The sequence below is a fragment of the Kitasatospora cathayae genome (assembly GCF_027627435.1).
GTDB lineage: Bacteria > Actinomycetota > Actinomycetes > Streptomycetales > Streptomycetaceae > Kitasatospora > Kitasatospora cathayae.
Genome location: NZ_CP115450.1, coordinates 6558300 through 6577613 on the forward strand (window position 1 = coordinate 6558300; position 19314 = coordinate 6577613).

Sequence of the window (19314 nt, forward strand, 5' to 3'; positions counted from 1 at the left end):
GCCATTTATAAGGCAGGTGAGAAAATCAAAGCAACTATATAAGGATAACTTTGATGGAGTCAGCTCTCCCGGGCCACCCGGTGCTGCCACTCCCGGGTGAACACCACCGACCCTGCCTCCAGCGCCCGCAGCTGCATCACGCTGATGAAGTGCCCGGCGTCGCAGCGCAGTTGGGTACGGGTCTGGACGGTCACGTCCCAGCCGAGGTCGGGCCGTTCCAGCCGCACGGTGTGGTCCGTACGGGCCTGGGCGCTGAGCGGGGCGCCGGTGAGGATGCGGTAGGCGGTGACGGTGTGTTCGTCGCGGACCAGGCCGTCGGGGTGGGTGCGGGTGCCGTCGGTGGCGGGGGAGAGTTCGGTGCGCCATTCGTGGCGGCCGATGTCGTGCACGGTGATGTGTTCGGGCCGGGCGGTGAGCGGTTCGGTGACGTGGACGGCCAGCGGGTCGGGCAGTGAGGGGGCCTCGAAGGTGACGGGCCTGGCGCCGACGTCGGCCGCCAGGTGGCGCACCGGCAGGCTGAGGACGGAGTGGGACGGGTCGAGCGCGTACCCGCTGTCGTCGGCGGGCGGCCACACCCAGGGCCAGTAGACGGAGGAGAGCGCGAGCCGCAGCCGGTGTCCGGCCGGGACGGTCGCCGCGCAGGCGGCGAGTTCGACTTCGGCGTCCGGGCCGGTGGTGGTCAGGACGCCCCGGGTGAGCAGGGCGGAGGTGCCGTCCGGGCCGACCGCGCACAGCCGTGCCACCACCTGCACGGGGGACTCGCCGGAGCGCAGCCGCAGCCGTGCGACCGGGATCCCGAGCAGCTCGACCGGTTCGGGCAGCGGCAGGGAGTCGAAGCAGACCGAGCGTCCGTCCTCCTCGCGCTGGTCCGGCGGCTGGTCGGCGGGGCGGCCGTGCGGGACGTACGCGCCGGCGTTGAGTCCGGTGTGCTGGGGGGAGCGTACGTGGACGTAGCGGTCGTCGGAGGCGGTGCCGGCGGTGCGCAGCTGGCCGTCCAGGTCGTAGTGGATCTCCCGGACGTCGGGGGAGGGCCATGCCTCGTCGCCGGTCCAGCGGGTGCTGATCCAGCTGCGCAGGGCCGGTTCCTTGACGGCGCCGGTGTCGACGCCGCGCAGCCAGTGGTCCCACCAGCGCAGGGTCTCGGGCAGGGCGGCCTCGGGCAGGCCGTGCGGCCAGGGGCCGAGCAGGGCGCGCGCGGTGGGGGACTCGGCGAGCAGGCGCAGCACGAAGGAGCAGGACGGGTCGCCCCAGCCGGCCACCGCGAGCACCGGGACGGAGACCGGCACGGTGGTGTCCCCGGCGGCGAGCCAGGCCTCGACCGGGGGTTCCAGCGATTCGAGCCGGGCCAGCCAGGTGGGCCGCCAGGCGTCGCCGAGCTGGCGCGGGTCCGGGGGGAGGGCGGCGTCGGCGATCAGCGCGGTGAGCCGGGCGTGGAGGTCGGCGGCGAGGACGGCGCCGCCGAGGCGGTGGCCGCCCTGGGGGCAGGCGGTGACCGCCGCGCCGACGGTGTCCGGCACCCGGGCGGCGAGCCGCAGCGCGGTGGTGCCGGCGGCGCCGACGCCGAGCAGGCCGACCCGGCCGTTGCACCAGGAGCGGTGGGCGAGCCAGTCGATGACGGCGGCGCCGTCGGTGAGTTCCTGTTCGTCGCCGGGTTCGCCGGGCAGGCCGCCGGAGTTGCCGTGGCCGCGGGTGTCGACCCGGACGGCGGCGTAGCCGTGGCCGGCGTACCAGGGGTGGCGGCGGGCGTCCTCGGCGGCGGTGCGGTCGCCGAGGCGGTCGGCCGAGTACTCCAGCAGGGCGGGGACGGGCTCGTCGCTGACCGGCCGCCACACCCGGGCGGCGAGTTCGGTGCCGTCGGGCAGCGGGATGCGGACGTCCTCGCGGGTGGTGTGGAACGGGTACGACGGCATGGCCGCTCCCATCGGGTCCCGGGCCGGTGAGCGCCGAGTGGCCTGGGCGCGGACGGGGATCGCGCCGCGGGGCCGTCGGCATTCCGACCCTAGGGGAGGGTCCTGTGCGGCGCATGACGATCTTCGGCGGCGGCTCGACCAGCTGACAGCCGAGCCCGCAAGCCGAGCCCGGAAACCGAGACGTTGTTGCGCATGACTTGCAACTGCGCGCCGAGAGGGAAAAGATGGCCCAGCTCCGCCCGGACCACCCGAAAGGACCACAGGATGCCCAGCGCCGCCCCAGGTGCCCCGGCAACTGCCCCAGCCGTCAGATGGCGCGACCGGCTCACCCGTGAGGAGTGGATCCGGCTGGCCGGGATGGGCGGCTTCATCCTCGCGCTGCACGTCATCGGCTGGTTCACCCTGCTCGCCCTGGTCGCGCCCGAGCACTACGACGTCGGCGGCCAGGTGTTCGGCGCGGGCATGGGCCTGACCGCGTACACCCTCGGGATGCGGCACGCCTTCGACGCGGACCACATCGCGGCGATCGACAACACCACCCGCAAGCTGATGGGCCAGGGCAAGCGGCCGCTGTCGGTCGGCTTCTGGTTCTCGCTCGGGCACTCCTCGGTCGTCTTCGGCCTGTGCGCGCTGCTGGCCTTCGGCATCCGCACGCTCGCCGACCAGGTCCAGGCGGACGACTCGACCCTGCACAGGATGACCGGCCTGATCGGCACCACCGTCTCCGGGTCGTTCCTGCTGCTGCTCGGCCTGATCAACCTGGGCGCCTTCAACGGCATCCTCCGGGTGTTCCGCCGGATGCGCCTGGGCGAGTACGACGAGGCCGAGCTGGAGCGCCAGTTGGAGCGGCGCGGGCTGATGAACCGGATCCTCGGCAAGGTCACCCGGGCGGTCACCAAGTCCTGGCACATGTACCCGGTGGGCCTGCTGTTCGGCCTGGGCTTCGACACCGCCACCGAGGTGTCCCTGCTGGTGCTGGCGGGCGGCGCGGCGGCCTTCTCGCTGCCCTGGTACGCGCTGCTGACGCTGCCGATCCTGTTCGCGGCGGGGATGAGCCTGCTGGACACCATCGACGGCTCGTTCATGAACTTCGCCTACGAGTGGGCGTTCTCCAAGCCGGTCCGCAAGATCTACTACAACCTGACCGTGACCGGCCTGTCGGTGCTGGTCGCGCTGGTCATCGGCCTGGTCGAACTGATCGGCCTGCTCGGCGAGAAGCTGGACATCACCAGCGGGCCGATCGCCTGGATCGGTGGCCTGGACCTGAACTTCGTCGGCTACGCGATCGTCGGACTGTTCGTGCTGACCTGGATCGGGGCGATCGCGTTCTGGAAGTTCGGCAGGGTCGAGGAGAAGTGGTCGGCGGGGCTGGCGGCCGCCTCCGCCGCCGAGCCGGAATAGCCCCGGAACGGGTCGAAGGCGCCCGAGGGGTCGGTGACCGTCGGAAAGCGTCGGTCTGGTCACCGGCCCCTCGGGGCTTTTCGAAGCCCTGAGCGAAAGCCTGTGCCGCGGCGGCTACTTCAGTGCGGCGAGCACCGCCTCCGCCATCACCTGCTCGCCGGTCGCGTTCGGGTGGAACGGCACGGCGGGCGAGCCGGGCAGCGCGCCCTCGATCCAGCGGTCGTCCGAGCAGACGTCGTGCCCGCGGGTCGGTGTCGCGGTGTCCACGTACGTCGCGCCGTTGGCGGCCGCGGTGGACTTCAGGGCGGCGTTCAGCTTGTTGAGCACCCCGTACATGTACTCGACGTCGCCCGGCGTCACCGGCTGGCGCAGCACGCAGGTCGAGCCGTCGGCGGGCAGTACGGACGGGTAGCCGACCAGCAGCACCTTGGCCTTGGGGGCCTTGGCGTGGATCTGCTGGAGGGTGGTGGCGATCTGCGGGGCGATGCTGGTGGTGATCCGCTCGGCCAGGTCGTCGTTGCCGTACTGCCAGGACCAGGTGTTCCAGTCCCAGTAGCCGTGGTGGTAGACGTCCTTGCAGGGCGTGCCGAGCGGGTTGACGACGGCGCCGGCGATGCAGGTGGCGACCAGTTCGCCGAGGCCGAGGTCGCTGGCGGCGAGGTCGTTGCCGCCGATCCCGAGGGTGACCAGGTCGGTGTCGGCGGTCACCGAGTCCAGTTGCGGGTCGTTGACCCGGATGAAGGCGTCGTACTGCGGCTGCGTCATCGCCTTGACCTTGGCGGCCGCGCAGGTGACGTCCGTGTAGGTACCGGCCCCGAGCGAGGCGGCGACCAGGTGGCCGTAGTTGTGGTCGGAGCGCAGGCACAGGCCGGCCGACTGGCCGGGCACGCCGGCGCCGGCGGCGTAGGAGTCGCCGAGGGCCACGTAGTGCTTCGGGGCGGGGGTGGCGGCCTGGGCGGTGGTGGAGGTGAGCGCGAGGGCGGCGCCGACGGCGACGGCGGCGAGCAGGCTCGAATTGCGGAGTCGCCGGGAATTCCGGGCAGGGCGGAGCACGGTTCCTCCTGGGGGAGAGAAACGACGGGTGGGGGGTCGTGCCGAGCCGGGCCACAGCTACTCGCAGGTAAGTTACTGCCAGGTTTCGTCGGCGTCCATGCTTCCGACCGAAATTCCGGAAATCCCGTCAGATGGCACCGGGTGACATTTCGAATTCCGCTCCATCGTGTTTCGAAAACAAATCCGATACGTGGTGGAGCGGAATTCGCCTCGGTTCAGGGGTGGGCCGGGTGGACCGGAGTACGGCGACGGGCGGCGGCGAAGGAGGCGATGACGACCGCGGCGAGCACCCCGAGCACCGTGATCAGGGACCCGAGCACCATCAGCACCGCCGCGCCGATCAGCTTGCCGGGCAGGGCGGGGGAGTCGCTGCCGGAGTGCCAGACCACCCGGTCGCCGGTCAGTTCGGCGAGCTCGACGGTGCCCTGGTGGTCGTCGTCGACGTGCAGGCGGGAGTCGTCCGCGGTGGCCCGACGGTCCCCCATCAGGAAGGCCCGCCCGGGCGGGACGGAGACGTCGAAGTCGCGTCGGCAGGTGTCGGTCTGTCGGTCGGCCGGCTCGTCCAGCGGCCGCCCGTTGAGGCTGAGCCGCCCGCCGGAGCAGGCGATGCGCTGGCCGCCGAGGGCCATCACCCGGAAGACGGGGGAGCCGTGGAGGCCCCAGGGGGAGTCGACGATGTAGATCTCGCCGCGCCGGACGTCGGCGGCCGAGACCTTGTCGGCCAGCATCCGGTCGCCCGGCCGAAGGCCCGGCCCCATCGCCGTGCCGTCCATGCGGTGGACGGAGTAGCCGCCGGTGAGGACGACCGAGAGCCCGAGCGCCCCGCACAGGAGGCCGGCCACCGCCACGGCCACGGCGAACCACAGGCCCCGGGCCCTCCGCTTCGGCATCCGCCCGTTCTCCTCCTCGTCGCGGCCCTCGTCCGGCACGCACGGCGGGCCGCGAGGTCGTGCGCATCCTATGCGCGGCGCCTCGGTGAGCCGCACCGCGCCCGCGCCGGTCCGTATCACGCCCGCGCAGAGCCCGCCGCGCCCGCGCCGACCCCCCGGGCGCCCTCCGGCGGCGCCGGGGATGACAGGTACAGTTCCGGTGCAGAGCGTGCCGTCGACCGGGGCGCCGACCAGGAGGGGGACCCCAGCGGATGAGCCGCCGAGACCGCGAGCGTGATGGTAGTCGTGATGGTGGCCGGAAGCGGGGCGCCGGCTCCCCGGTGACCGTCACCGTATGCCGGGGCTGCTGCTGCGGCACCGAGGCGAAGCATCCGGGGGTCGACCACGCGGGCCAGTACGAGCGGCTGCGGACGGCCGTCGGCTCGGCGGGCCGGGTCCGGGCGGTCACCTGCCTGGACGTGTGCACCCAGTCCAACGTGGTGGTGGTCGGCCCGTCCAGCGAGGGGCGGGCGGCGGGCGGCCGTCCGGTCTGGCTCGGCTTCGTGCTGATGGACGAGATGATCGACGACATAGCCGCCTGGGTGCACGCGGGCGGTCCCGGCCTCGCCGATCCGCCCGGGCTGCTCGACCTCCAGCTGATCTCGGTCTCCCGCCGGGTCCGCGAGGGCCTGCCGGAGTGACCGGCGGAAACTGACCGTCGGTCAGATTCACGTCCGAGACGGCTTCGAAGTCGGCCCACTACCATGACCGGTGGCATCGAGTGGTTCCGCGCTGGGGAGGAAGACGATGACGACGGTCTGCCGCATCTGCGCGGGCACCGGCCGGACCGCCGGCCTCAACTGCCGCACCTGCCAGGGCACCGGCACCACCGAGGTGGGCGGCGGGGGCGGCAACTGCTTCCTCTGCGACGGCACCGGGGTGTACGTCCGCTACCGGGTGGACGCGACCGGCGCCAAGCAGGCGTACCGGGACGAGATCTGCCGCACCTGTGACGGCACCGGCAACCGGTCCGCGAACCTCTGGGACGAACCTTCCGCCTGACGCCCCCTCCGGGACGGCCACTCAGCTCGCCGCGCTGACCGGCGACATGATCCGCCATCGCTTGGCCATGGGCATGTTCTTTACCGATTTGTGATCGGCTGTTGGTGTCCGAGTGGGGGAGGCGCTGACGCCCGTTCACCACGCGTCCGCGTGCGGTCAACGCGCCGGTGACAGAGTCCCGCGCATGGATATCCCCAACATGGGCGTGCCGGCCAAGCTTGCCGACCGCATGAGCACGGCCGAGCAGCACGAGTACCTGCGGGCCCGATTCTCCCGCCGCCGGATGCTGCGCGCCGGTGCGGTGACCGTGGGCGCCGTCGCCGTCGGCGGTGCACTGGGCAGTGCGCCGGCCTTCGCCGCTCCGGCCGGCCCCCAGCTGCTGACCGGGGCCACGGCGGCCGGCATCGACGGCGCGCTGGTCGCGCCGATCGGCCGCCACCTCCAGTTCGGCCCCGAGCCGGACACCCAGTTCCGCATCTCCTGGCAGGTGCCGGCGCCGGTCAAGAAGCCGTTCCTGCGCTTCGGCAAGCACCCGTGGGAGCTCAGCCACAAGATCCAGGCCGAGGTCCGCGCCCTGCACACCCCGGCGCTGACCCCGAACAGCCAGCCGGTGGACCAGTACTACCTGCACGTGGCGCTGGAGGACCTCCACCCCGACACGACCTACTACTACGGCGTCGGCCACGAGGGCTTCGACCCCGCCTCGCAGCAGCAGATCTCCACCCTGCACACCTTCCGCACCGCGCCCTCCCGCGACCACCGCTGGGGCAAGGTGTACGAGCCGTTCACCTTCACCGCCTTCGGCGACCAGGGCGTCAGCGCCCACGCGGCCGGCAACGACAACATCATCAAGGCCCAGAAGCCGGCCTTCCACCTGCACGCCGGCGACATCTGCTACGCCGACCCGGCCGGCTCCGGCACCGACCCGGACAAGTCCGTCTTCAACGCGAGGACCTGGGACGACTTCCTGGTCCAGACCGAGACGGTCGCCGCCGACGTCCCGTGGATGGTCGCGTACGGCAACCACGACGTCGAGGCCTGGTACTCGCCCAACGGCTACGGCGGCGAGAACTCCCGCTTCTTCCTGCCGGACAACGGCCCGGACCCGCGCAAGGTCCCCGGCGTCTACACCTTCCGCTACAAGAACGTCGGTGTCATCTCGCTGGACGCCAACGACGTCTCCTACGAGATCCCGGCCAACCTGGGCATTTCGGCGAACCAGCAGACCAAGTGGCTCGAGCGCACCCTCAAGGACCTGCGCGGCGACGAGACCGTCGACTTCATCGTGGTCTTCTTCCACCACTGCGCCTTCTCCACCACCGTCGCCCACGCCTCCGAGGGCGGCGTCCGCGAGGCCTGGGTGCCGCTGTTCGAGAAGTACCGGGTGGACCTGGTCATCAACGGCCACAACCACATCTACGAGCGCACCGACGCCATCCTCGGCAACAAGGTCTCGAAGCAGGTGCCGAGCGGCGCCACCATCGAGCCGGCCAAGGACGGCGTGGTGTACGTGACCGCGGGCGCGGCCGGCCGCAGCCTGTACAAGTTCGACGTGCCGGACACCTACGAGGGGCACGAGAACCACCAGGACGAGGTCAAGACCTACTACTGGGACAAGGGCCGGGTGAAGGTCCCCGAGACCATCCAGTGGTCGCGGGTGCGCTACACCGGCTACTCCTTCATCAAGGTCGACGTCACCCCGGCCCACCTGGGCCGGAAGTCGGTCATGAAGGTCACCGCGCTGGCCGAGAACGGCAGCCAGATCGACAACTACACGATCCTGCGCAAGGTCGGCGAGGGCTGGGACTCCGGCCGCGACGACGACGGCGAGGGCGGCGGCTGGGGCTGGTAGTCCCGACCGCTGTCACGGGCCCCGGTGCTGGAGGTTCAGCGCCGGGGCCCGTACATGATCACGCCGACCCCGGCCAGGCAGATCAGCGCGCCCAGCACGTCGTAGCGGCTCGGTCGGAAGCCGTCCACGACCACGCCCCACAGCAGCGACCCGGCCACGAACACCCCGCCGTAGGCGGCCAGCACCCGGCCGAAGTGGGCGTCCGGCTGCAGCGCCGCGACGAAGCCGTACGCGCCGAGCGCGACCACGCCCAACCCGGCCAGCCACCACGGCCGTTGCTCCCGCACGCTCTGCCAGACCAGCCAGCAGCCGCCGATCTCGGCGAGCGCGGCGACGGCGAACAGGGCGACGGAACGGAGGACGGCCATGGGGGCGATCGTAGGGCCTGTTCCGGGGCCCGTCCTCAGCGCTCAGCTCTGCCGGTACGTCGCCAGGAAGCGCCCGATCCGGTTGATCGCCGTCTCCAGGTCGTCGGCGCGCGGCAGGGTGACGAAGCGGAAGTGGTCCGGGCGGGGCCAGTTGAAGCCGGTGCCCTGGACGACGTGGATCTTCTCGCGCAGCAGCAGGTCCAGCACGAAGCGCTCGTCGTCGACGATCCGGTGCACGGCCGGGTCGAGCCGGGCGAAGGCGTACAGGGCGCCCTTGGGCTTGACGCAGCTGACGCCGGGGATCTCGTTGAGCGCCTTGACCGCGATGTCGCGCTGCTCGGCGAGCCGGCCGCCGGGCAGGACCAGGTCGTTGATCGACTGGTGGCCGCCGAGCGCGGCCTGGACGGCGTACTGCGCGGGCACGTTGGGGCACAGCCGCATGCCGGAGAGCATGGTCAGGCCCTCCAGGTAGTCGGTGGCGTGCTGCTTGGGGCCGGAGACGACGAGCCAGCCGCTGCGGAAACCGGCCACCCGGTAGGCCTTGGAGAGGCCGTTGAAGGTGAGGGTGAGCACGTCGTCGGCGAGGGCGGCCAGGCAGTGGTGCTCGGTGCCGTCGTAGAGGATCTTGTCGTAGATCTCGTCGGCCAGCACCATCAGCTGGTGACGGCGGGCCAGCTCGAGGATCCCCTCCAGGAGTTCCTTCGGGTAGACCGCGCCGGTGGGGTTGTTGGGGTTGATGACGACGATCGCCTTGGTACGGGCGGTGATCTTGGCGGCGATGTCGTCCAGGTCCGGGTACCACTCGGCCTCTTCGTCGCACAGGTAGTGCACGGCCTTGCCGCCGGCCAGCCGGACGGAGGCCGTCCACAGCGGGTAGTCCGGCATCGGGACGAGCACCTCGTCCCCGTCGTCGACCAGTGCCGTGACCGCCATCTGGATCAGCTCGGAGACGCCGTTGCCGAGGTAGACGTCGTTGACGCCGACGCCCCGGACCCCGCGCTGCTGGTAGTACTGCACCACCGCGCGACGGGCCGGCAGGATGCCGCGCGAGTCGCTGTAGCCGTGGGCGGAGGGCAGGTTGCGGATGATGTCCTGGATGATCTCCTCGGGCGCCTCGAACCCGAACGGAGCCGGGTTGCCGGTGTTCAGCCGCAGGACGCTGTGCCCGGCCTCCTCCAGGGCGTTGGCCTGGTCGACCACCGGGCCCCGGATCTCGTAGCACACGTCATTCAGCTTGCTGGACTGCCGAAACTCCATCTGCGGCCTCCCGACCGTCACCACCGCTCCGTTGCTTCTGCTTTGTTCTACCAAGTTGGCACTTGGAAAGTCCAACCTATTGGCTATGCTGATCCGCATGTCACGCCGAAGCTACGACCAGTACTGCGCCGTCGCCCGCGCCCTGGACGCGGTGGGGGAGCGCTGGAGCCTCCTGATCGTCCGTGAACTCCTCCGCGGCCCGCGCCGCTACACCGACCTGCACGCCGACCTGCCCGGTGTCTCCACCGACATCCTCGCCGCCCGGCTCAAGCAACTGGAGGGCGAGGGGCTCGCTCTGCGGCGCAGGTTGGAGCGGCCGGCCAACGCGACCGTCTACGAGCTGACCGAGCGCGGGCGCGAACTGCGGCCGGTGGTCGAGGCCCTGGGGGAGTGGGGGCTGGGCGCCCTGGGCGAACAGCGGCCCACCGACGCGGTGCGCGAGCACTGGTTCACGGCGCCGAGCACCGCGCAGGAGGCCGCCGTCGCGGGCTGAGTCCGCCGGAGGGCGCCGGTGGGGCGGCGGCAAGGCCCCCGTCGCCGGCCGCCGCCCCGTGGTCCCAGGATGGCCCGGACCGATAAACGCACAGTGGACGCCGAATGAGCGCGCGCAGCGAGCTCATCGTCAAGAGGTGCGCATGGGCTCAGGCCCCTGCCGGGCGCAGCGGGGCGGGCGCATGAGCGAGCGCAGCGAGCTCATCGTCAAGAGGTGCGCATGGGCTCAGGCCCCTGCCGAGCGCAGCGAGGCGGGCGCATGAGCGGCCGGACCCCCGCGGTAGTGGTTGGCAAGTGCACACGTACGATCGTCGGATCGCGAGCCATCTCAGGAGAGCGGAGGCAGTCCGTGCCCACCACCAGCCGCAGCTACGCCAGCTACGTCGCCGTCGGGGACTCCTTCACCGAGGGCATGTGCGACGACCTGCACCCCGACGGCCACTACCGCGGCTGGGCCGACCGGGTCGCCTCCGCACTGGCCGCCGAAGCCGCCGCGAACGAGGACGCCGTGGACGGGGACGCCGCGGACTTCCGGTACGCCAACCTCGCCGTCCGCGGCAAGCTCATCGGCCAGATCCACGACGAACAGCTCCCCGCCGCCGTCTCGATGGGTGCCGAACTCGTCACCCTGGCCGGCGGCCTCAACGACGTGCTGCGCCCCGGCTGCGACATCGACCGGGTCGAGCGGCTGCTCGGCCGCTGCGCCGCCGAGCTGCGCGCCACCGGCGCCACGGTCGTGCTGTTCACCAGCACCGACCCCACTCGCCGGCTGGCCGGCAGTGCCCGGCTGCTGCCCACCATCCTGCGGATGAAGGCCTTCGTGCAGGAGCTCGGACAGCAGGACGGCTTCGCCGTCGTCGACCTCTTCTCCGCGCCCTGCTTCGACGACCGCCGGCTCTGGGCCGAGGACCGCCTCCACCTGTCGCCCGAGGGCCACCGCCGGGTCGCCGAGGGCGTGCTGGAGGCGCTCGGCCGCCCCGCCGCCTTCGACTGGCGCGCACCGCTGCCCGCGGCCGCCCCGCCCGGCCGAGTCGAGAAGCTGCGCTCGGACGCCCGCTGGCTGGGCACCCACCTCGGCCCCTGGATCGGCCGCCGCCTCACCGGCCGCTCCTCCGGCGACGGCCGGCCGCCGAAGCGGCCGGAGCTGCTGCCCTACTGCTGAACCGTTTCGGCTTCGAGCACCAGGCTCGCCATCGGGGCCTGGGTGGTCCAGCCGAGCGCCGTGTACAGCGCCTGGCCCTCCGCCGTGCCGACCAGCACCCCGGTGCGGGCGCCCGCCTGGTACGCGCCGGACTGCAACGCCCGCATCACCACCGAGCCCAGGCCTCGACGGCGGTGCTCGGGGGCGGTCACGATCTGGTCCGGCACGGCCACCGCACCCGCCAGACCCGCCTGGCCGCGGGCGGCGAGCTGCCCGTCCGCGCTGCGCACCAGGGCGCGCAGGACGCCGCCCCGGGCCCAGGTGGTCAGGGTGTAGCCGGCCGGCAGCTCGGGCTGCTCGGGCGCGAGCGGGGCGGTCATCAGGAAGCCCGGCGGGTCCAGCCGCCACCGCGGGCCCAGCCAGGGCCGTACGGTGTCGTCGTCGGCGAACAGCTTCAGCCAGGTGGCCGGCGCGGTGGTCGCCTCGGCGAGCTTGCGGACCTCGGCCTCGGTCGGCTCCGGCAGCACGTGCCGCCCCACCTCTCTGGTCGGCGCACCGACGTCGATGGTCCAGCCCCACGGCTGCTCCACCGGGTCGGCGGCGCCCCGGGAGACGACCCAACCGCTGATCCACATCCGGACCAGCTCGGTGACGTTCGACTGCGGCATGGCGTGAACCCCCGTACGTAATGGCCTCTTATCGATTTGGCACCTTACAGGGGTGGGGGTGGCTCTGCCCAGTAAGATCTCTGGACCAAGCATCCAGCAGGTGAGAGGACCCGGACCGTGAGCGAGACCGAGTCGCCGCAGGACCTCACGGCGGCCGCGCCGACCCCGCTCCAGTCCGACTGCGGCAGCTGCTTCGGGCTCTGCTGCGTCGCCCTGCCCTTCGCCGCCGGCTCCGACTTCGCCGTCAACAAGGCCGCCGGCACCCCCTGCCGCAACCTGCGGACCGACTTCAGCTGCGGAATCCACGCGCGGCTGCGCGACAGCGGCTTCCAGGGCTGCACCGTCTACGACTGCTTCGGCGCCGGGCAGCGGGTCTCCCAGGTCACCTTCGGCGGGGTCAGCTGGCGCGAGGAACCCGACACGGCCAAGCCGATGTTCGACGTGTTCCCGATCGTCCGGCAACTCCACGAGCTGCTCCGGTACCTCACCGAGGCGCTCACCTTCGCCCCCGCCCGCCCCGTCCACGCCGAACTGCGACAGGCCCTCGAACAGACCGACCGCCTCGCCGGCGGCACCCCCGAGGAGATCCTCGCCGTCGACCTCCCGGCCCACCGCCAGCGGATCAGCGACCTCCTGCTGCGCGCCGGCGAACTCGTCCGCGCCGCCGTCCCCCGCCGCCGCGAACACCGCGGCGCCGACCTCTTCGGCGCCCGCCTGCGCGGCGCCGACCTCCAGGGCGCCAACCTGCGCGGCGCACTCCTCGTCGCCGCCGACCTCTCCGGCGCCGACCTCCGCCTCGCCGACCTCATCGGTGCCGACCTCCGCGACGCCAACCTCGCCGGCGCCGACCTCACCACGGCCCTCTTCCTCACCCAGGCCCAGCTCAACGCCGCCCGCGGCGACGCCACCACCCGCCTCCCGGCCGCCCTGACCCGCCCTGCCCACTGGCCCGACACCGCCCCGGCCGCCCCGGCCGCCGCCGACCGCAAGCCGCGCGGCAACCCCCGGCCACAGGGCAGCGGCGGCCGCTCAGGCGGCCGCCCGCGCCGGCGGTAGGAACGGACCGCTGCTGTTCAGGCCCCCGGGTGGAGCGGGTCCTCGGGTACGACCGAGGCGATCCGCACGGTCGGAGGCCAGGGAGGTGCGGGGGCAAAGGCGTGCACGACGTTGACCGCCGGGCGATCGGTCGCCGGGTCGCCCTCGATGCGGGTGGAGTAGAACTCGACCTGCTGCGTGCCTTCGGCGACCGTGCGGATGTGGCGACCGAGCCGTGGCTCGCGTTCGAGTTCGGCGCGTAGCGCCTCCAACGCCTCGGTGACGCCGAGTTCCTTGGCCCGCTGGGCAGCTCGATCGGTAACGGCCGCGATCTCCGTGCTGCCCGGGTCGCCCTGGTTGTGCGGGTCGTTCACTCGGTGCCCTGCCGGGTCAGCAGCTCGTTCACGGCCTCGTTCATGGCGTCGGCCGTCTCGCGGTCGGCCGCGAGCAGCACCCGGCCCCGGTAGGCGGCGACGATCTCGGCGACCGCGACCAGGTCGACCACCGTACCGACCTCCCCGACCTGATCGAGCTGGTCGACCGGCACCCGGCGCAGCAGCTGCTCGGCGAGCTCGGCGTCCAGCCGCTCCGCGTCGCCGGGGAAGCCGTGGCCGGCCCGCAGCGCGGCCCGAAGCTCCTGGAGCGTGTCCATCGGCGGCAGGCCCAAGCGACCTGCACCATGCCCGTGTTCGGTGGGCTGGGCACTCATCCCCACCAACCCCTTCCTCGTCGGTTCACCCGGCGCCGGGCCGAGCCCTGAGCTCCTAACGGTAGCCGCCCCGCACCGGTCCGTGGGCCCGTGCCAGGCAACCCGCCACAAGTGATCAGGACGTGAGCAGCCGTGATCGCAGGGCGCCGATCCGGTCGTGGTCGAGGCCGATGGTGTCGGTGAGGTAGGCCATGACGGAGCCGTAACGGCTGGCGAGGTCGGCGAGGGCGAGGCGGATGACGGTCTCCGGGGCCCGGCCGTAGCTGGGCCAGCGGAGGGTCTGGCCGGGGTGGGTGGCGTGCCAGTCGGCGATGAGGTGCGGGGTGGCGCGTTCGGTGAGGGCGAAGTCGGCGGCGATGTCGTCCTCGGAGACGCCGAGCAGGGTGAGCACCAGGGCGGCGATCAGGCCGGTGCGGTCCTTGCCGGACATGCAGTGGAAGACCACCGGCGCCTCGGCCGCGATGATCACGTCCAGGGTCTGGCGGATCTCCTTGACCCCGTCCTCGGCGACCTCGGCGAAGCGGTCGGCGAGGTAGCGCCAGGGGTCGAGCTCGGGGTCGATCGAGGCCTGGTCGTACGGGCGGTGCTCGATCGAGTAGTTGTGGAAGTCCAGTCCGTCGAAGTCGGGGACCCGGCCCTTGGCGGCGATCTCCCAGTCGTAGCGCAGGTCGATCACGGTCCGCACGCCGAGGGCCTGGAGTCGCTCCAGGTCGGCGCGGGAGGTGAGCTTGCCGAGCGAGTCGGAGCGGTAGAGCAGGCCCCGGCGGACGGTCCGTCCGTCGGTGGCGGAACAGCCGCCCAGGTCACGGAAGTTGTGCAGGGCCTCGAACTCGATGTGACGCGTTGACATGGGTGGCACTCTAGTCAGCGGTGTCAGGTGGTGTAGCCCCGGGCGAGGAGTTCGAAGGCGCGCTCGGCGTCGGCGGCGGCCTCGGTATGGAGGTCGTCGGCGGTGCGCCCGTCGTCGTGGATGCGGCGCCAGTTGTACAGGGCGAGGACGCGTTGGGTGGCGGTGACCTGGGCGGCGAGCAGCTGCGCGGTGAGCTCCCGGGGCGGGGCGAGGTCGGGGGCCTCGCGCAGTGCCTCGGCGAGGGACTGCTCGGCGCGGGACACGTACGCGCTGACCCGGGCGGCCAGGCTCGGGGTGCCGTACACCAGCGCGGTGAAGGCGAGCACCTGGGGGTGGTCGTTGAGGCCGGTGACCGGGTCGCGCCGGGCGAGGCCGTCCAGGAAGTCCCGGCGCAGCGCGTCGAGCACCGACTCGTCGTCGGCCCGGCCCCGGACCACGTCCGCCGCCTGGTCCTGGTGGTCGGCGAAGCGGTGGACGACCAGGTCCTCCTTGCTGGCGAAGTAGCTGAACAGGGTGGGCTTGGAGACCTCGGCGGCGGCCGCGACGTCCGCCACCGAGACCTGGTCGAAGCCGTGCTCGAGGAAGAGCGCGATGGCCGCCTCGGAGATGGCCTGTCGCGTCCGTTCCTTCTTGCGCTCCCGCAGTCCACTCATGCCGGCCAGGCTAGCAGCCGGGCTTGACCGGGGCAGGTTTCTGACCTGGTACGGGAATCAGCTGTTGAGCGAGTCCAGGATCCGCCGGACCGACTCCACCACCGGCGCGCCCGCCCGGACCAGCGAGGCCACCCCCGAGATGTTGCGCAGCGCCCGCCGCAGGGCGGACGGCGAGGCCTCGGAGCCGTCGCCGATGGCCTCCAGCGACTCGTCCAGCACCTCCCGGTCCTCGGCCGGCACCTGCTCGCGCAACTGCTGGACGGCGGTGACGAGTTCGCGCAGCGCGGCCTTGGGGTCGACCGGGGCCTGGTTCTTGATGATGCCGATGTTGTGGTCGCCGTGCTGGGTGACCGAGTCGCCGAAGTGGAAGGAGTTGCTCATGAGTAGACCGTCTTCCCCGTGTTGTGGTCGCCGTACTGGTTGATCTGGTCGCCGATGTGGACGTTCTCGACCTGGATCGTGAACTCGGCCAGGGGGTCGTCGATCGCTTCCATGATGCGCTGGATCAGGTCCTGGACCTGCCAGGCCTGGTAGCTCACCACCGCGGTGTTCGAGGAACTGGACGTCTCGATGACCAGCTTGTAGAGCGGCTTGTACCGCAGCTGGGTGACCAGCCGGTAGAGGTAGTAGCAGAAGAACCCCAGCAACAGCGCGTCCGGAAGGTAGGCCGACCCCGGCCGGGTCAGCATGCCCGGGACGAGGGCGTTGAGGACGCCGGCGATGATCAGCAGCCCGAGCAGCTTCCGGACGAACCTGATGATCAGGCGTGAGCGCTTGGGCGGCCACCACACCACCTGCCGTGCCCTGGCGATCTGGTTCAGCGGGTACGCGTCCCCGCCGATCCACAGCACCCGCCGGCTCACCCTGACGTCGATCACGCTCCGTGCCAAGTCCGCTCCCCCTGCCCCTAGTGCGGGGAGAACCATAGCAATAGCCAAGGACAGCGGGAGGGCTGGCGCTGGATCAGCCGGCCGAACGCCGGGCGGTCACCTCGATCTCGATCCGCATCCGCGGGTCGGCCAAGCCGCACACCTGCATCGTCGCGGCGGGCCGCACCTCGCCGAAGCAGCGGCGCAGGACCGGCCAGCAGGGCTCGAAGTCCGCGCGCTCGGGCAGCAGGTAGCGCACCCGCACCACGTCGGCGAAGCCGCAGCCGGCCTCGGCCAGCGCGGACCCGATGTTGCGCAGGCACTGCTCGGCCTGCTCCACCACGTCCTCGGAGATGGTCATGGTGGCGTAGTCGAACCCGGTCGTGCCGGACACGTGCACCCAGTCGCCGTCCACCACGGCGCGGGCGTAGCCGATCTGCTCCTCGAAGGTGGAACCGGTGAGTATCGCGCGTCGCTCTGTCATGCGCCGAACGCTAGGTGGCCTGCGGAGATACGTCCAATACTCCCGCAGCGCCGTTCTGATATCTCTTATCGTATGGCCCGCCCCGAACTCCCCCTGCCGCAGCTGCACGCCTTCGTGGTGCTCGCCGAGGAACTGCACTTCGGCCGCGCCGCCGCCCGCCTAGGCATCGCCCAGCCGCCGCTGAGCCAGCAGATCCGCCGGCTGGAGGAGAAGGTCGGCCACCCGCTGCTTTTGCGCGAGCCCGGCGGCGTCACCCTGACCCCGGCCGGGCGCGAGCTGCTGCCCGCCGCGCGCCGGGCGCTGGCCGACCTCGCGGACGGGCTGGCCGCCGCCCGGGCGGTCGGCAGCGGCGAGGCGGGCCGGCTGCGGATCGGGTTCTCCGCCTCGCTGGCCCTGACCGTGCTGCCCGGCCTGCTGCGCACCTTCCGGGATCGCCACCCGGGCGTGCACCTGGACGTACGGGAGATGACCAGCGCCCCGCAGCTCGCCGCCCTGCACGACCGCGGCATCGACGTGGGCCTGCTGCGCGAACCGCCCGAGGACGAGCCGGAGCTGCGCTTCCGGACGGTGCTCAGCGAGCCCTTCGTCGCCGTGCTCCCGGCGCACCACCCGCTGGCCGCCGAACGGGCCGTCCGGCTCGGGCAGCTGGCGGACGAGCCGTTCGTGCTGCTGCCCCGGGAGGAGGGGCCGCAGCTGTACGACCGGATCACCGGCCTGTGCACGGAGGCGGGCTTCACCCCGCGGATCGGGCAGCACGCGGTGGAGTGGCAGACGGTGTGCGCGCTGGTGGGGGCGGGCCTCGGCGTCTCGCTGGCCCCGGCGGGCATCCGGCGGATCCGCCTGCGGGGCGTCGCCTTCCGCCGGATCGAGCCGGGCACCGCCCGCACCCGCTCCGCGGTCGCCTGGCGCGCCGACGACCGGAGCCCGCTGGTCGGCCACCTGCTGGCGGCCGTGAGCGAAGGGATGTCGGGGCCCTAGCCAGTCAGTGCGGGGAGGCCCACAGCAACGGCCCACGGCGCTCCGACGCCGGTCAGCGGAGTCGGTCGGTGCGGACGGCGTCGATGAAGGACTGCCAGGCGACGGGACCGAATCCGAGGACGGGGCCGCCGGGATCCTTCGAGTCACGGACGAGCTGCCCGTGGTGGGCCGTGGCCACCTCGATGCAGTTGCCGCCGTTGTTTCCGCTACAGCTGGACTTGCGCCAGGGGACCGTGGTCTTACTGGGCATCATGTCGAGAAGTCCTTCCCTCACGCTGCGGATCAGATCTGCGCTGTCGCGGGGAGACAGCGCCTCCGCTTGCAGCACATCGACGTCCTCTTCGAGTACTCCGCCCCCACCGGTCTCTGGATCGAGGCCGCCGGCACCGGGCTGTCCGGCGGCCCCCTGCCGGACAGCCCGGGCCTCCGACTCGTCCGGCAGTTGTCCGCTGCTTGGGGCCATGAGCCCGACACGAGCCGCCTGTGGGCTCGCCTCGCGCCGCCCGCTACGACGCCCGCCGGAACGTGACCGTCAGACGCTGCGGTCGGCGAGCACCTCGCGGACGACGTGGCGGGCGTTGGCGGTCAGCGCCGGGTCGGTGTGGCGGTAGTAGGGGATGGTCACCAGGGCCATGGAGAGGGCCCAGGCGCGGCCGCGCGCCCACATGGCGTCGTCGGCGCGCAGGGCGGCGCGGAAGGCGGGGCGCGCGGAGGCGGGGAGCAGGTTCCAGGCGGCGATCAGGTCGGCGGTGGGGTCGCCGACGCCCATCAGGGCGAAGTCGATGACGGCGGAGAGCCGGCCGGATCTGTCGACCAGGAGGTTGCCGGGGGTGAGGTCGCCGTGCATCCAGACCGGCGGGCCCGCGTACTCGGGCAGGCGCAGCGCCTTGTCCCACAGGGCGGTCGCGGCCGCGGTGTCGATCGTGCCCGCGAGTTGGGCGATCGCCGCGCGGGTGGAGCCGTCCCGGGAGGCGAGCGACGCGCTGCGGGGGCCGGCCGGGGCGCCGGCGGGGTCGAGGGCGCGCAGGGCGTTGACGAAGCCGGCCAGGTCGCGGGCGAGGGCCTCGGGCGCGGCGAGCGCGCCGACGGCCGGATTGACGCCGTCGAGCCAGCGCACCACCGACCACTGCCAGGGGTAGTTCGCGGCGGGGCGGCCGACGGCCAACGGGGCGGGGACGGGCAGCGGCAACTGCGGCGCCAGTCGGGGCAGCCACTGGTGCTCGCGGCGGACGTCCCCGGCGGCCCACTCCACCCGGGGCAGCCGGACGGCGAGTTCGGGCCCGAGCCGGAACATCGCGTTGTCCGTCCCGGCGGACCCGACGGGTGTGACCGGAAGGCCCACCCACTGCGGGAACTGGGCGGAGATCAACCGCCGTACCAGGGCCGCGTCGACGACCGGTTCATCGGGGTGCATCCGGACGGCTGCGCACATGCCCGGCAGCGTACAGCGCAGATCGCCGCCCTTCAGCCGGATTCGCGAACTGTGCACACCACTTCGATCAACCGAGGTTCGGCCGAGGTCCAACCGGGGTCCGGCTGCGGACGGTCCACAACTGGCCCCCGTCCGAGCGTGGTTGTCTCCGGGGGAATCCACGCCACGCCCGCCGCCCCGGGTGCGGCCGGGAGCCGTCACCGGCACCTGCCAGAATGCAGGGCGTAGGGC

The 19314-nt window shown here is 72.4% G+C and carries 22 protein-coding genes and 1 pseudogene; 8 read left to right on the plus strand and 15 right to left on the minus strand.

Annotation, left to right across the window (positions count from 1 at the left end; all coding sequences use genetic code 11):
• Positions 1–59 precede the first annotated feature (59 nt).
• A complete protein-coding gene (locus O1G21_RS29715; RefSeq protein WP_270148011.1) occupies positions 60–1910 on the minus strand; it encodes a CocE/NonD family hydrolase in 1851 nt (616 codons plus the stop codon).
• A 264-nt stretch (positions 1911–2174) separates the two neighbouring features.
• Here O1G21_RS29715 and nicT point away from each other — a divergent pair, with 264 nt between their 5' ends.
• Positions 2175–3311 (plus strand): Nickel transporter NicT, encoded by a 1137-nt coding sequence (gene nicT, locus O1G21_RS29720; protein ID WP_270148012.1) that lies wholly within the window; start codon positions 2175–2177, stop codon positions 3309–3311.
• A gap of 114 nt (positions 3312–3425) precedes the next feature.
• Here the strand turns inward: nicT and O1G21_RS29725 are convergent, their stop codons facing one another.
• Both O1G21_RS29725 and lepB read right to left on the minus strand, forming a co-directional pair.
• Positions 3426–4364 (minus strand): SGNH/GDSL hydrolase family protein, encoded by a 939-nt coding sequence (locus tag O1G21_RS29725; protein ID WP_270148013.1) that lies wholly within the window; start codon positions 4362–4364, stop codon positions 3426–3428.
• A 215-nt stretch (positions 4365–4579) separates the two neighbouring features.
• Positions 4580–5254 (minus strand): signal peptidase I, encoded by a 675-nt coding sequence (gene lepB, locus O1G21_RS29730; protein ID WP_270148015.1) that lies wholly within the window; start codon positions 5252–5254, stop codon positions 4580–4582.
• Positions 5255–5505: 251 nt separating this feature from the next.
• Between lepB and O1G21_RS29735 the strand changes: the two genes are divergently transcribed.
• The 3 genes from O1G21_RS29735 (at position 5506) to O1G21_RS29745 (ending at position 8147) form a co-directional block, all read left to right on the plus strand.
• A complete protein-coding gene (locus tag O1G21_RS29735) occupies positions 5506–5934 on the plus strand; it encodes a (2Fe-2S) ferredoxin domain-containing protein (RefSeq protein ID WP_270148017.1) in 429 nt (142 codons plus the stop codon).
• A gap of 106 nt (positions 5935–6040) precedes the next feature.
• Positions 6041–6295, plus strand: coding sequence for a hypothetical protein (locus O1G21_RS29740; RefSeq protein WP_270148018.1), 255 nt, complete (start codon positions 6041–6043; stop codon positions 6293–6295).
• A 184-nt stretch (positions 6296–6479) separates the two neighbouring features.
• Positions 6480–8147: a purple acid phosphatase family protein gene (locus tag O1G21_RS29745; protein ID WP_270148019.1), complete on the plus strand. Its 1668-nt coding sequence runs from the start codon at positions 6480–6482 to the stop codon at positions 8145–8147.
• 35 nt (positions 8148–8182) lie between these two features.
• Here the strand turns inward: O1G21_RS29745 and O1G21_RS29750 are convergent, their stop codons facing one another.
• Positions 8183–8515 (minus strand): YnfA family protein, encoded by a 333-nt coding sequence (locus O1G21_RS29750; protein ID WP_270148021.1) that lies wholly within the window; start codon positions 8513–8515, stop codon positions 8183–8185.
• Positions 8516–8557: 42 nt separating this feature from the next.
• Positions 8558–9772 (minus strand): pyridoxal phosphate-dependent aminotransferase, encoded by a 1215-nt coding sequence (locus O1G21_RS29755; protein WP_270148022.1) that lies wholly within the window; start codon positions 9770–9772, stop codon positions 8558–8560.
• Positions 9773–9869: 97 nt separating this feature from the next.
• Here O1G21_RS29755 and O1G21_RS29760 point away from each other — a divergent pair.
• A pseudogene (locus tag O1G21_RS29760) lies at positions 9870–10232 on the plus strand (winged helix-turn-helix transcriptional regulator); the annotation flags it as partial.
• A 381-nt stretch (positions 10233–10613) separates the two neighbouring features.
• Positions 10614–11426: an SGNH/GDSL hydrolase family protein gene (locus O1G21_RS29765; RefSeq protein WP_270148024.1), complete on the plus strand. Its 813-nt coding sequence runs from the start codon at positions 10614–10616 to the stop codon at positions 11424–11426.
• Here O1G21_RS29765 and O1G21_RS29770 read toward each other — a convergent pair.
• A complete protein-coding gene (locus tag O1G21_RS29770; RefSeq protein WP_270148025.1) occupies positions 11417–12073 on the minus strand; it encodes a GNAT family N-acetyltransferase in 657 nt (218 codons plus the stop codon). The two genes, O1G21_RS29765 and O1G21_RS29770, sit on opposite strands and share 10 nt — an antisense overlap.
• A gap of 117 nt (positions 12074–12190) precedes the next feature.
• On the opposite strand from O1G21_RS29770, the gene O1G21_RS29775 reads away from it, so the two are divergent.
• Positions 12191–13129: a pentapeptide repeat-containing protein gene (locus tag O1G21_RS29775; protein WP_270148027.1), complete on the plus strand. Its 939-nt coding sequence runs from the start codon at positions 12191–12193 to the stop codon at positions 13127–13129.
• Between the two features lie 17 nt (positions 13130–13146).
• Here O1G21_RS29775 and O1G21_RS29780 read toward each other — a convergent pair whose 3' ends face one another.
• The 7 genes from O1G21_RS29780 to O1G21_RS29810 form a co-directional block, all read right to left on the minus strand.
• Entirely contained in the window at positions 13147–13482 is a 336-nt protein-coding gene (locus tag O1G21_RS29780) for a hypothetical protein (RefSeq protein ID WP_270148028.1), read from the minus strand.
• On the minus strand, positions 13479–13760 hold the full coding sequence (locus tag O1G21_RS29785) for a hypothetical protein (protein WP_270148029.1): 282 nt from the start codon (positions 13758–13760) through the stop codon (positions 13479–13481). Before O1G21_RS29785 ends, O1G21_RS29780 begins: the two co-directional genes overlap by 4 nt.
• A 172-nt stretch (positions 13761–13932) precedes the next feature.
• The gene (locus O1G21_RS29790; RefSeq protein ID WP_270148031.1) at positions 13933–14667 is read right to left on the minus strand and encodes a tyrosine-protein phosphatase; all 735 of its coding nucleotides are present in this window, start codon (positions 14665–14667) and stop codon (positions 13933–13935) included.
• 23 nt (positions 14668–14690) lie between these two features.
• A complete protein-coding gene (locus tag O1G21_RS29795) occupies positions 14691–15320 on the minus strand; it encodes a TetR/AcrR family transcriptional regulator (RefSeq protein WP_270148032.1) in 630 nt (209 codons plus the stop codon).
• A 57-nt stretch (positions 15321–15377) separates the two neighbouring features.
• The gene (locus O1G21_RS29800) at positions 15378–15701 is read right to left on the minus strand and encodes a hypothetical protein (protein ID WP_270148033.1); all 324 of its coding nucleotides are present in this window, start codon (positions 15699–15701) and stop codon (positions 15378–15380) included.
• On the minus strand, positions 15698–16210 hold the full coding sequence (locus O1G21_RS29805; RefSeq protein ID WP_270148034.1) for a DUF6232 family protein: 513 nt from the start codon (positions 16208–16210) through the stop codon (positions 15698–15700). The genes O1G21_RS29800 and O1G21_RS29805 overlap by 4 nt, the downstream gene beginning before the upstream one ends.
• A gap of 73 nt (positions 16211–16283) precedes the next feature.
• Positions 16284–16673, minus strand: coding sequence for a RidA family protein (locus O1G21_RS29810; protein WP_270148035.1), 390 nt, complete (start codon positions 16671–16673; stop codon positions 16284–16286).
• A gap of 72 nt (positions 16674–16745) precedes the next feature.
• Between O1G21_RS29810 and O1G21_RS29815 the strand changes: the two genes are divergently transcribed.
• Positions 16746–17651 (plus strand): LysR family transcriptional regulator, encoded by a 906-nt coding sequence (locus tag O1G21_RS29815; RefSeq protein WP_270148037.1) that lies wholly within the window; start codon positions 16746–16748, stop codon positions 17649–17651.
• Between the two features lie 52 nt (positions 17652–17703).
• Here the strand turns inward: O1G21_RS29815 and O1G21_RS29820 are convergent, their stop codons facing one another.
• Complete coding sequence (locus O1G21_RS29820; protein WP_270148039.1) at positions 17704–17904, minus strand: DUF397 domain-containing protein; 201 nt, start codon at positions 17902–17904, stop codon at positions 17704–17706.
• Between the two features lie 279 nt (positions 17905–18183).
• A complete protein-coding gene (locus O1G21_RS29825) occupies positions 18184–19083 on the minus strand; it encodes an aminoglycoside phosphotransferase family protein (protein WP_270148041.1) in 900 nt (299 codons plus the stop codon).
• Between the last annotated feature and the right edge of the window lie 231 nt (positions 19084–19314).